The sequence below is a fragment of the Bacillus sp. AFS059628 genome (assembly GCF_002571225.1).
Classification (GTDB): domain Bacteria; phylum Bacillota; class Bacilli; order Bacillales; family Bacillaceae_G; genus Bacillus_A.
The window spans coordinates 1-10,765 of record NZ_NVEC01000067.1 but is presented as its reverse complement, the minus strand read 5'-3'; the positions used below and the strand labels follow the sequence as shown (position 1 = coordinate 10,765).

The following is a 10,765-nucleotide window of genomic DNA, read 5'->3' as shown; positions in this document are numbered from 1 at the left end:
GTTAATTTTTTTTAACACCTCATGTCTTATAAACCCTTGATATTACTGACTTTCTTTACTTTGCTCTTCTCACTCTTATATATAGGGCTAAAAGTTCCGCAAGGAACAGGTAGTATTTTTGAGCAAACAACGCTCAAAAATCTCCACCTTCATCATAAAAAAGTCGGTTCGTTGATCCTCACCTAAAGACTATTGTCTTTTCTTTTTTATGATGTCCTTGCAAAACTTTTTTCGGCTCGTGTGCTTTTCTCGCCAAGCCGACAGACAAAAAGCAAAGCAATGGTTCTCGACTTGGACTAGTAAGTATACGAGCCGAACCGCTTCGATCAATCGTTCTAAAATAGTTCTTATTCAAAAATAGATACGTAATACGTGGGGTTTCGCCCCCACACGACGAGCCAGCACTCTAGCCAAAAAGCAAAGGGTAGACCAAAAAACAAGGGCCAAATCACGCTAAACAAAAAATAAGCCGTCCGTATGGACAGCTTATTTACATAATTACCGAAAAGCGGAAGTTGCATAGGATTTATGTTGTCCCGTTTATGACAAGGTTTGCTTTTTCATCAGGTCTATGTTTTCTTACATAAATATCCTCTGAAATCATCCAATTATGTTCCCATATATCACGAGCTGCTTCTCCATCTCTTTCAATACCTCTTGCAAGTCGAATTTCGCGAGGACAATCCACCCAAATTTTAAAATCATATGTATGTTCAAGTTCTTTACGAAGGGCGTAAACACCCTCAATTATAACAATCCCACCAGTAGGAACTAAGTGCCATTCTGCCAATTTATCTATATTCCAATCGTAACGTTGATAATAACCATCTTGGTTTTGACTAAGAGGGTGAATGACTTGTTTTAATAAGCGATTCCAATCAAAATCAGCCCCGATGGGTTTAGAATCAGGACTTCCTTTTAAGATTTGGGGAGAAGGAAAATAAAAATCATCCATATGAACAATTGTTACAGTGGGTTTTATGGTCTGTAATGTATTAGCAAATGTACTCTTTCCTGAACCTCCGCATCCATCAATTCCAACAAGAATCGTCTCTTGCTTTTTAGGCAACTTTTCAAGTGTGTCCAATAGGTCACTAAAGGTGCACACCTGATTATTATTTGAAGAAAAATTCATATCTCTCCTCCTATTGTTTATTACAGCAAACCCCTCCTGTTTGGAGGGAGGGTCAATCTTTGTTTTGTTTTTCTAACAGTTGAATAACCCTATCTAACTTTTGCTCAACTGGATCTTGCTTTTTGCGATTGCTGGTATGCCGAATTATACGTATAATCCCACCAAACAGTGCACCGATGATTATTAAAATAATAGTAACCACTATGTAATAAATAGAGTTTTCTAAAGGCATTATTTAGAACCTCCTTTTTCCCTATTTTACCATTTTAAAAATTGATATGTTGTTTGATTTTAGTTGTATATTCTATACATGTCTGGTTAACATAACGTCCTATTATCGGTAGCAAGGACAAGGGGGGATCCGCTTTATAGCAGGGATTTCTCTTTGTCCTGTTTTATTTTTCTATGCATCTTTTTATACATTGTAGAGATACTGAGATTTTTCAGGCTTATGAATGTCCTGTATTAGTACAACAATTTGTATAAAATTATGTATAAAAAAGCCTTTGCATATAAGCAAAGCTTTTTTATTTCCAGAATTTCCACCAATGTTGTTTTTTTTCTATAGTAGGAGCAACTAGTTGTTTAGTCTCTTGAATAGATTGTATGTTATGTAGTAGTTGTTCATCTCTTTCTTGTAACAATTGTTCATGGTATTTTTTGTATATTTGTATATCGTCTCTCAATGTTTGAAATTCTTCTTGAGTTCGTCGTAGTTCTTCTTTTATGGATTCAAGTTCTTTTGTTATTTCTTCGCGTTCTTCGCGTTCCTCATGTAACAGTTCACGTAATAAATTAGTATTGTTTTCGCGTTCCAATATTTCTTTATCTCTTGTAATAAGCAAAGTTGGGGAATCCATTGGATCATGGGACGTTCCACTCGTGTTCCAATTTTCATTATTTATATTTATTGCTACAGTTTTTGCAGCATCCACCTTGTTATATCCGGCATCTTTCATAAGTGTTTGAAATTGTTTCAAAGCTTTTATATCCTTTGAAGTAAAGGTTCGATACTCACGATTACTTTTAGGATCACGAACTTTTATAAAGGTGTATTCGTGTTTTTCTAACTCTAAACACCATTTACGTAAATAGCTTTCGCTAATACTTAAAATTTCTGCTACTTCCTTAGTTAGGAAGGCGGGAAGTGGATTGGATTGTATACCGTTCCGCGTTCCATCAGACATCGTTCCTCACGCTCCTTTTCGCGTTCCAATTGACGTTTCTGAAAATATATTATACATGATAAAATGAAATACCTTTGAAATATAAAATTTATTGGTAATATAGGTTAGATCATATTTTAAGGGTTAATTCGTGATTTTAATTACAAAATTAGAAGAATAAATGGGGAAGATGAGAATACATTTACAATTGTGAGAAAAAAGTATTCTTTTTTTGTTGTGGATAAAATTGTGGGTAAAATGGAGGAATATCTGATGAATATTATTTGTATAAAAACAAAATATCAATATAAAAGTGAAAAAGAAAATGAAATGGAAACTATACCAATTATAAATCGAGTATATTATGAAAATGGAGAGATTAAATTCGAAATATTAGGGGAGCAAAAAGTTCCTATGACATGGTTAGATAAATAGAGAAAAGGCACTCAAATGAGTGCCTTTTCTTTTTCGTAGGTATGGATTTATGTTTTGATTTATTTGTTATATTTTGAAGTCGCTTTGTTTAATAAATGAATTTTTAAATATATAAAAAAAGAAAGAAGAATTTTTTAGGATTCTTCTTTCTTTTTAGTCTATGAACATTTTTAATTAGCAGTTAAATCCTCTTGTAGGCGCTCCGAGTTGAACTTGTTGAGTTTGTAATACTTTTAAAGTCAAATCAAGAACGATTTTTTCACGTAATTTGTCAAATGCTTTTTCTGAATGTGTTCTTTCACATGAGCCTTCACCATGACTATCATGATCACTATGACATGGTGCATAGTCAAGCTCATAAAATTCTGCACTGATTAATTCACAATATGGTTGTTCATTATAGAAAACATTATTTTCAAAGAAGTATTTGTCTAGACGAGGAATATCAGTATTTTTTGGATTAATGAAACGAGCTTTGCTTTCTGAAGAGAAAGCTATAATTGGTGTAGAAAGAAAATCATCATCAGCTAATTCAGCAAAACCAGAGAAATGCACTTTTGCAATTTTATCATAAATTACGCCATTGCAATCATAACCTGCATATTCAATGTTTTTACGAATATAACCTTCTACAAATAATTTAGCTCTTGTTACTTCTAAATATCCTGTTTCATTAATTGGTGTATAGTCAACAGGAACTAGTTTACATTGTGTTAAAAACACATCTTTTAACACTCTTTTAATTTCTACTGCTGGTGGACAAAGTGGAATATCTGCTTCTACTACAATTTGAAGTGTTCTTTCTGCTAATACAACTGGAATTTTAACTCTTGGATTTGTTGCAAGAACAGGTGTTACATCAGTATCGCTCAGTGGAGTTCGTGTTTCTGATTTAACTCTACAATCTTTGTTGTGATTGTCATTGTTGTACTCAGGTTTATTCAATTAAAATGACCCCCGTTTATTTTATATTTAAAGCTATCTACTTAAACATGATATTTAATATATCCATTTGTGTGAGGGCCTGTATAATAGTTATTTTTCTTATTTTAAGATATAAAGGCTAAATTAGATTAATAAAATCAAGATTTTTTATGCTAGTCTTTGTTTAGTATGTATTTTCGTCTAAATATTGAACCATCTTGAATAAACAAACATAAATTATATGTGAGTTGAGTACTGTTGTACTTGTTTACGTTTATATAGAAATCTTCTTTGAAAAGAAAATCTACTAATAGGTTTTTTTCTTTTTTTAATAAAATTGATAGTTATAGAAGGTAACACCTTTTTTAGAAGAAAAACACTAAATATCAATTGAAAAACAGCTTAGAACAGAGGGAGAATAAAATATGTCTCAAACTTATTGGGGGGCTGAGGTAGCTAAGAAATTAAGGATTGGCTCAAGTACTTTGCGTAAATATTGTTTTGCTCTGGAGAAAGCTGGGTATTCTTTCGAGCGGGGTAACAATAATTCTAGGATTTTTTATGATAATGATGTAGCAACTATAGAACGGCTAATACTTGCTATGAGAAAGGAAAATTTAAGGTTAGATCAGGCTGTAAATCTAGCAATGATAAGTGTTACAAAAAATGAAGTAGCAATTACCGAAGACATAAAAACATTGGTAGAACGTATAAAACGATTGGAACAACTTAGTTTAGAGTTGATTCAAAGATTTGATCAACAAAGTAAACTTTTACAGGAAACAGATGTTCAACACATAATAAGAGAAGCACAAAGAGATGTTCAAATAATGCAGATATTAAGGGAAATACAGGATAGTAGTCGTCTAATAGCAGCTTTAGAACAGAAGAAGTTATTTTGGAGTGACCTGTTTGGTAAATAAATTAAAATCTAATGATAAAAAGACTTTTTTTATTTGAAAAAAGATAAGAAGTGAGTTTTTTGTCTATTATTAATAATGATATTAGATTTTTAGCACTATAAATGTTAGTCAAACATATATTGTAGTATTAGAATAGGTTTCACTCACTTATTTCATTTCATTTTATAGTCTCTTTTAAAAGAACATCAATGGGCATTGGTGTTCTTTTAAAGTAGGTTGATTTTGAAAAATAAGAAGTTTTTTTGTTTTAAATTTGTACTTGTTGTATCTGTAAAACTTTTAAAGTAAGGTTTAATACCATTCTTTCATGGAGAGTATCAAATGGTTCGTTTAAGTCGGTTAGACAAGGGGAAAAGTCTAATCCAACAAATTGAGTACTAACTAATTCGCAATATGGTTGTTTGTTATAAAAAATTGTATTTTCGAAGGGATATTTTTCTGAATGTGGTAAATCACCGTTTTTAGGATTAATAAAATGAGATGTAGTATCTGAGGAACCAGCTATTAAAGCTAAAGATAGAAAATCATCTTCTAATAGATCTATAGAATTAGAAAATGGAACATTTACAATACAATTATATATAACTCTATTATATTCATCATTTACATATTCAATATTTTTACGAATATATCCTTGGAAAAATAATTTAGCTTTTGTAACTAGGCGGTAATTTGTACCTGGTATTGGGGTAAATGCTAGAGGAACTAAATTACATTGTTTCAAATATACGTCGTTTTTTATGATACGTTTAATTTCAATTGCTGGAGGATCTAATGAAATATTGGATTCTACAACAATTTGAATTGTTCTTTCAGTTAATACAACTGGCATTTGTACAATTGGTGCTTCTGTAGTAATAATTGGTGCTTCAATTTTATTACTTAATTGTGTTTGAGTTTGTCCTATCACCTGACATGATGTATTAATTGGATGTTGTTCACTCATCTTATTTAGTCTCCTTTTTGAAATTACTTTAGATTTTTAAAACTGTTCAATGCCAATGTATTAATTTTTTTTCATTTATGTTATTCGTATCTATAAAATCAATTAATATTACATACGGATAAATAGATGTGAAGTTATTATGAAAAAGAGAGATATGATTTTTGTGTGTTTGAGTTTTCCAATTTATTCATATCATTTTAAATGTATACTTTTGATAGTGATTTTGGAGAAAAATTATAAATTGTAATAAAGTCAATCAAATAGATGATATGAATGTAAACTAATATTTAGAAGTTTACATTGGAACTTACAATTGAAATCTAACATACAATGCTATGAGCATTTACAACATAGTTTTGGTTAAAACCACAGCTAATCACCTCCTATGAAAAGTAGCCATAGGAGGTGATCGTATGAACGAAGAAAATATTGTTTTATGTGGAGCTGTTGTTGAACAAGCTTTAATTTATTCAACACTGTCATCTATTTTTTCGTTCACCTTTACTAACAGGTCCAACAGGAGAAACAGGAACCTCTATAACAAACACTGGTATTTAGACTTATTAATTATTTCACTTAGTTTAGTTTAGACTGCTATACCTAAAGCAAATCTTAATTTTAGAAAGGAACGCTTTATTTTATAAATATCGAAGATTATTTGGAGTGAATCTAGGTTCTTTATATATTATTAAATAGGTTTATATCTGTTACATAAGGACTTGTTCTTTATATTTATTTTTACTTTTTAGGTTTTTTTCTTATACTTATTAGTTTACTAATTAATAAATTATAGGGTGTAAGTGGGTAAAAGATAAGGTTGGTGTAAAAATGAAAGAATTTAAAAGAAATTGTAATCACAAGGATAGGTGTGATCGTTTCCTTCCCCCTGTACCTCCAATTGAAGTTGGACCGACAGGACCAACAGGACCGACAGGACCAACGGGACCGACAGGACCAACAGGACCGACAGGACCAACAGGACCAACAGGACCAACTGCGGTAGGGTGTTGTCCATGTACAAATCTTCTTGACAATCCTGGATTTGACTTCCCAGGTGTGGCAGGTGATACTGTACCAGGGTGGGTTCAAACAGGGAATGTTGCAGAAGTAGGTACACCAAATGTTCACAGTGGTCGTTTTCTTCCGAATGATGTGTTTAGTCTTTTAGCTGCGGCAATTGGACCAGGCGGAAGCTTGACTCAACTCGTTGATGTTGAGGAAGGATGTTGTTATACGCTTTCTTTTGCTGCCGATGTAAGAGACGGGGCATTTCTTGTCGCTGCTGTATCGTTTCCAGAGCTTGGACAGGGATGTCCTCCTGCTTTTACAACACTTGGATCATCAAATATTCCACATATTGTACCAGTTAATACACAACCACAGTCTAATTTCCAAAGTTATACTCTTGTTGTTTGTATCCCTGCTGGTGTCACAGAGGCATGTATTTCTTTCCAAAATATTGAGCCACCTCCAGGGCAAGGCGCAACAGCTTTTGTTGATAATGTTGTATTCCAACCTACTGGTGGACCTTGTACTTCAACTGCATGCTCACAAAATTTTTAATGTATTGATGTATTTGTAGTTTTTATTATAAAAAAAGAGAAGGATTATAAAAATCTTTCTCTTTTTTATTTATAAACTATTTCTTAAAAAAACTGTTCTATAAAATATTTAGTTTCACTAATATTGCTAATAAAAGTTGGATAAGAATTTGAACATTTACTGCTATATCTGTATCAGTAGTCGTAACGGTAACATTTCTAGAGTTGTTAATAAAGGTTTTTTGTCTATTAATTTGTTTAACAGATGATTTTTGTAACAATTCTTGAGTTACTCGATCAGCTTTCTCACTATCTGCTATAGAAATACTTAAAATAACTACAATTGCAGCTTGTAACGCTGCTTGAATAGATAATGCTGCCTTTGTATCTGTAGTAGTAACTTGTACATCTGCTGAATCAACAATTGATATATATTCTTCAGAAATTTGATAAGTTTTACTTTCCTGTGCAGCTGCTTCTGAAACGTTAGCATCATTAAAAGATGGATGACAATTAGAAGAATCTAATGCACTCCACTGTTTGTTTCTCTTTGCACTCCATGCATTTCCCATAAAATCGCTCCTTTTAGTCTAAAAAATTATTAATTTGAGATTGGATTTCCGAAACTATACTTTTAATTTGTTGTTTTTTTTCTGGCGATAAATTTTTAAATTTATCTTCTTTTATTTCATGTCTCTTTAAAATATCTGAGAGTAAAAGATCTAATAGTACACTTTTTTGATCCTTATCAAATTTAAAAGAAGATAGTTTGTTTAAATCATCCATTTTAGTTATCAACTCCTAAAAATTAAGATGTATAGTAAAGTTTTATAGATTCACTAATAGCATATGAAAATATTTATAAAAGTTATGGACAAACCTTAAAAAAATTAAAATGTTGATGTTGGTCAATCGAAACGGACCTAGCGAAGCAAAGGGAGTATTTGACTTGACCAACTGCACTATACCCAAACCCTCTTGGCATTGAACAAACTACTGTTTGTTCCTGCCAACCGGCGAGGGAGTCCCTCAAGGATTGAGGGGTTGGGGAGTTCGATTGATGGGGTCAAGGGGAAGGGTTCCCCTTGTAGGTTCGGACAAAGTCCGAGTTTTTTTCCATGCTTTGCATGGATCGGCGAAGCCGAAAAGCGTCGCAGACCCCTATCGATTTTGATACGTTAGTGTCAAAATAAGTATAGGGTTACGTTAATTGACATCATTTCGTCGCTTTGCTAGACTGATGGTATCAATTAATCTAGGGAAAGTGGTGGCACTTTATGTTGGGTTCTATCTCATTTAATCAATCCCACCAAAGTTCATTAAGTCATAATAACAGAGAAAATATTCATGGGAATCCTGGCATTGATCCATCCAGGTTACATGAGAATATTTATTTTGTTCAAAAGGATATCCGAAGTGTATACAAGGATATCTTTCAAGAAGCGGTGGACAAATATAACGAGAAACAAAAACGGAATGACCGTAAAATTGATGATTACTATGACAAAATATATAAAGACGATAAGACGCATGAGCAACGAGAATTAGTAGTAGCGATCGGGGAAGGGAAAGATAACTCGAAATATAGGGAAGCCAAAAAGGAAGCATTAAAACAGTATGCTGAGGCGTTTCAAGAGCGAAATCCTAATCTAGCAGTTTATAACATGGTTTTACATGATGATGAAGCGAATCCGCATTTACATATTAACTACGTACCAAATTTCGAAAGTAGTCGAGGATTAACGAGGCGTGTCGGAATGGATAGAGCATTGCAGCAACAAGGTGTCGAAGGAAAGGGAAGACAGTTAATTGCTCATTGGAGAGAAGCGGAAACAGCTTATATTGAGCAATTAGCGAAAGAATACATTCCGAATTTTGAACGTGCTAATGTAGGTTCTCATAAGTACATGAAAGTCCGTCAATACAAAGAATATGCAGAAGCGAAGTCAACCATTGAAAATCAAGTACAAGAAAAAGAAACAGAATTACAAACGATTGATTATGATTTGAAAAATGTTGAAGAAAAAACAAAAGAATTACAAGTAATGAAAAGTAGTTTGGAAAGTGATGTAATTGATAAACAAAAAGAACTAGAGACAGTGAAACAACAAGTAGAGAGTGAAAACGAAAAGCTGCAGCTAATTGGCCAGCGTCATATAGAGTTAGAAAAAAGAGTAGAACAAATGCAGAAAGAATTAGATAGTGCTACAGATCAAGTGCCAAATGAACCTATTAAAATTCCATTTTTGCGTAAAGAAGTAATAACAGAAGTACAGAATAATAAAACGTTTGGGAAAGCTGAAGTTACGAAGAAAAAGACTGGAAATTATGTGTTATCACCAGAACAATATCAAGAATTAACAAAACAAGTGAATGCAGCGGTCACTATCAAAAAGGATTATGGGCGTTTGAGAGAAACAGACTTTGTGAAAGAGTATGAAAGTTTAAAAATGACTGCAGAAGGTTGGATGAAAGAAAATCGAACATTGAAACAAGAAAAAGGTCAGTTGCAAAAAGAGGTTGGCCTATTAAATAGAGAAATTAGCTCATTAAAAGCTCATATAAAGGGTCTGCAGGCAAATATAAGAGTTTTGTATGTACAAACAAAAAAAGTTTTTAAAGAGCAATTTAAGGCATTTAGAGGGATTGTTAAAAATGAATTGAGTAGCAAAGGAATAGATAATCAATTTGAACGTGAGCATAAAAAAGAAATGAATAGACATCGTGGATTGGACATGGAGCGGTAAAATAGTACGGAAACTTTGTTTTTATCTTTAAGGTTATTGAAAACGTGATAGAATGAAAAAAAGAGCCATGCGGGAACATGACTCTTTTCATAGGGTATTCTACGAAAATACCTAAACTTCATTTATCTGATTATAGATTATCATAATTTGATTTATAATCAAATAGTAAAAAATAGGTGTTTTTGTTGATTCCCTCAATTAAGGAGGAATTAACCTAGATATGACAAAAAAAATTATTGATTTTGGACAAGCTGAAAAAAAGGCAAAAGAAAGAGATAGTAAAATTAATAGCATTTATGAAAAACTTGAAGGTAGTGGTGGACTTTCTGAAGAAGAAAGAGTCATTATGCTGCAAGTATTAAGTAAAATGTCTGGTGGAGAAGAGTATTTTATTGGTAAAAAGAAAAAACCTACAGATCGGGTGAGATTTGTTCAAATGATTACAGAGAATATTGATTATTTATGTGAAATTGGTTATTTAACTCAACCAGAAAAAGCATTTTTATTTGATATTTCAAGATTTCTAGAATTTAAATCAAATGTTATTGTTGAAAAAAATGAAAATGATGATATAAAACCGAATACAGCGTCTCCTAGTTATTTGGCTAAGAAATTAGGAAAAACAAGGACTTCTATTTCAAAAATGATGAATGAATTGCTTGAAAAAGGGGTTTTAGGAGTTGCAGAAACAGGTGTAATAACTGAAGATGGAAGGGCTTGTTCAGCAAGAACTTGGTTTGTTAATCCTAATATATTATGTAATTCACCTAAAGATGATATTGATAGAGCGACTCAACAAATTTTTTCAAAGGCATTACGTAATATCAAAATCGAAGGTAATAAGAAAAAACATAAACTACCAATTTATTTATTTTAGATGTCAATTTTTATATTGACATCTTTTTTTATTTAGGATTTTCTATTTTTTAGGTGTTAAAAAAAATTAAC

The 10,765-nt window shown here is 32.1% G+C and carries 13 protein-coding genes; 5 read left to right on the top strand and 8 right to left on the bottom strand.

All coding sequences use genetic code 11. The features are described 5' to 3' along the window. Positions 1-178: 178 nt before the first annotated feature. From COL05_RS22640 to COL05_RS22625, 4 genes are all read right to left on the bottom strand, one after another. Positions 179-355, bottom strand: coding sequence for a hypothetical protein (locus tag COL05_RS22640; protein WP_257152591.1), 177 nt, complete (start codon positions 353-355; stop codon positions 179-181). Positions 356-526: 171 nt separating this feature from the next. After that, positions 527-1,135: a uridine kinase family protein gene (locus COL05_RS22635; RefSeq protein WP_098670225.1), complete on the bottom strand. Its 609-nt coding sequence runs from the start codon at positions 1,133-1,135 to the stop codon at positions 527-529. 52 nt (positions 1,136-1,187) lie between these two features. Continuing rightward, on the bottom strand, positions 1,188-1,367 hold the full coding sequence (locus COL05_RS22630) for a DUF4083 family protein (RefSeq protein WP_098431057.1): 180 nt from the start codon (positions 1,365-1,367) through the stop codon (positions 1,188-1,190). 295 nt (positions 1,368-1,662) lie between these two features. Next, entirely contained in the window at positions 1,663-2,322 is a 660-nt protein-coding gene (locus COL05_RS22625; protein ID WP_098670224.1) for a DUF3967 domain-containing protein, read from the bottom strand. A 189-nt stretch (positions 2,323-2,511) separates the two neighbouring features. On the opposite strand from COL05_RS22625, the gene COL05_RS31495 reads away from it, so the two are divergent. Next, positions 2,512-2,736 carry a hypothetical protein gene (locus tag COL05_RS31495; protein WP_180233477.1) on the top strand — a complete coding sequence of 75 codons (225 nt, stop codon included), beginning with the start codon at positions 2,512-2,514 and terminating at the stop codon, positions 2,734-2,736. 174 nt (positions 2,737-2,910) lie between these two features. On the opposite strand, the gene COL05_RS22620 is transcribed toward COL05_RS31495, so the two are convergent. Then, a complete protein-coding gene (locus tag COL05_RS22620) occupies positions 2,911-3,681 on the bottom strand; it encodes a CsxC family protein (protein ID WP_098670223.1) in 771 nt (256 codons plus the stop codon). A gap of 404 nt (positions 3,682-4,085) precedes the next feature. Here COL05_RS22620 and COL05_RS22615 point away from each other — a divergent pair, with 404 nt between their 5' ends. After that, a complete protein-coding gene (locus COL05_RS22615) occupies positions 4,086-4,583 on the top strand; it encodes a DUF3967 domain-containing protein (protein WP_098670222.1) in 498 nt (165 codons plus the stop codon). Between the two features lie 247 nt (positions 4,584-4,830). Here COL05_RS22615 and COL05_RS22610 read toward each other — a convergent pair whose 3' ends face one another. Beyond that, the gene (locus tag COL05_RS22610) at positions 4,831-5,529 is read right to left on the bottom strand and encodes a CsxC family protein (RefSeq protein WP_098670221.1); all 699 of its coding nucleotides are present in this window, start codon (positions 5,527-5,529) and stop codon (positions 4,831-4,833) included. Positions 5,530-6,357: 828 nt separating this feature from the next. Here COL05_RS22610 and COL05_RS22605 point away from each other — a divergent pair. Next, entirely contained in the window at positions 6,358-7,092 is a 735-nt protein-coding gene (locus COL05_RS22605) for a hypothetical protein (RefSeq protein WP_098670220.1), read from the top strand. Positions 7,093-7,189: 97 nt separating this feature from the next. Here COL05_RS22605 and COL05_RS22600 read toward each other — a convergent pair whose 3' ends face one another. Together COL05_RS22600 and COL05_RS22595 are read right to left on the bottom strand one after the other, a co-directional pair. Next, positions 7,190-7,642 (bottom strand): spore coat protein, encoded by a 453-nt coding sequence (locus COL05_RS22600; RefSeq protein ID WP_000525985.1) that lies wholly within the window; start codon positions 7,640-7,642, stop codon positions 7,190-7,192. A gap of 13 nt (positions 7,643-7,655) precedes the next feature. After that, positions 7,656-7,856 (bottom strand): hypothetical protein, encoded by a 201-nt coding sequence (locus COL05_RS22595; RefSeq protein WP_000342270.1) that lies wholly within the window; start codon positions 7,854-7,856, stop codon positions 7,656-7,658. Between the two features lie 491 nt (positions 7,857-8,347). Between COL05_RS22595 and COL05_RS22585 the strand changes: the two genes are divergently transcribed. Then, positions 8,348-9,817, top strand: a complete 1,470-nt coding sequence (locus tag COL05_RS22585) for a plasmid recombination protein (RefSeq protein WP_098670219.1) — start codon at positions 8,348-8,350, stop codon at positions 9,815-9,817. Positions 9,818-10,037: 220 nt separating this feature from the next. Continuing rightward, positions 10,038-10,694, top strand: coding sequence for a MarR family transcriptional regulator (locus COL05_RS22580; RefSeq protein ID WP_098670218.1), 657 nt, complete (start codon positions 10,038-10,040; stop codon positions 10,692-10,694). The last annotated feature ends 71 nt before the right edge of the window (positions 10,695-10,765 follow it).

Bases quoted from the DNA above. Each gene is read 5' to 3' on its own strand.
- COL05_RS22610 (WP_098670221.1), bottom strand. From the start codon at position 5,529: ATGAGTGAACAACATCCAATTAATACATCATGTCAGGTGATAGGACAA.
- COL05_RS22595 (WP_000342270.1), bottom strand. From the start codon at position 7,856: ATGGATGATTTAAACAAACTATCTTCTTTTAAATTTGATAAGGATCAA.
- COL05_RS22605 (WP_098670220.1), top strand. From the start codon at position 6,358: ATGAAAGAATTTAAAAGAAATTGTAATCACAAGGATAGGTGTGATCGT.
- COL05_RS22635 (WP_098670225.1), bottom strand. From the start codon at position 1,135: ATGAATTTTTCTTCAAATAATAATCAGGTGTGCACCTTTAGTGACCTA.
- COL05_RS22600 (WP_000525985.1), bottom strand. From the start codon at position 7,642: ATGGGAAATGCATGGAGTGCAAAGAGAAACAAACAGTGGAGTGCATTA.
- COL05_RS22580 (WP_098670218.1), top strand. From the start codon at position 10,038: ATGACAAAAAAAATTATTGATTTTGGACAAGCTGAAAAAAAGGCAAAA.
- COL05_RS22625 (WP_098670224.1), bottom strand. From the start codon at position 2,322: ATGTCTGATGGAACGCGGAACGGTATACAATCCAATCCACTTCCCGCC.
- COL05_RS22585 (WP_098670219.1), top strand. From the start codon at position 8,348: ATGTTGGGTTCTATCTCATTTAATCAATCCCACCAAAGTTCATTAAGT.
- COL05_RS22630 (WP_098431057.1), bottom strand. From the start codon at position 1,367: ATGCCTTTAGAAAACTCTATTTATTACATAGTGGTTACTATTATTTTA.
- COL05_RS22615 (WP_098670222.1), top strand. From the start codon at position 4,086: ATGTCTCAAACTTATTGGGGGGCTGAGGTAGCTAAGAAATTAAGGATT.